We start from the raw sequence: 511 nt of genomic DNA on the forward strand, positions 1-511 counted from the left end.
ATCCTGACAGAGGGGGAGGGAGGAGAGCAACAGGCGAAGTAACTACTCACCCCTAAGATGAGTACAAGCCTGCCTCCATGGATCTACAATCGCTTTTTCATGTCTGTAGAGGCTTGACATCCGCTGCCAGCCATGGAGAGCGAAGAGAAGGCTGGTAGTCCCCAGTAGCCGCGAGGCCGCACTGTTTTCCCGGCGTGCCTTGCGCCAGAGGGAAAACAAAGTAGGCCTCCGAACGCGGCGTCCAGTCATATGGGAGCCAAGTACGGAGCAGCAACGAGCTTGCGAAGTTGTTGCGTAGTGCTTGGTGACCAGGACGGCTGGGGCACCAATAGGTTGTCAAAGGCCGAGTCGATTTTGGGGACTGGGATGTCCCAAAATCTATCACGAGGCCGAAGACACGCTTGATAGTACGCCGAGTCTATGCTATTGACCCAACACATCGAATGGATCAACAGCCATGGGCAGTTATTTTGGATCGAAGGCGACCTCCGGACTGTGTCAGCCCATCATC

The 511-nt window shown here is 55.2% G+C and carries 1 protein-coding gene; it reads right to left on the minus strand.

Features of this window, described 5'->3' with window-relative positions:
- Positions 1 to 97 precede the first annotated feature (97 nt).
- Positions 98 to 385 (minus strand): hypothetical protein, encoded by a 288-nt coding sequence (locus ACOCD2_RS26250; RefSeq protein ID WP_293675730.1) that lies wholly within the window; start codon positions 383 to 385, stop codon positions 98 to 100.
- Positions 386 to 511 lie beyond the last annotated feature (126 nt).

Source organism: Thiolapillus sp. (assembly GCF_048562965.1).
In the GTDB taxonomy this organism is placed as follows: Bacteria; Pseudomonadota; Gammaproteobacteria; order Chromatiales; family Chromatiaceae; genus Thiolapillus; species Thiolapillus brandeum_A.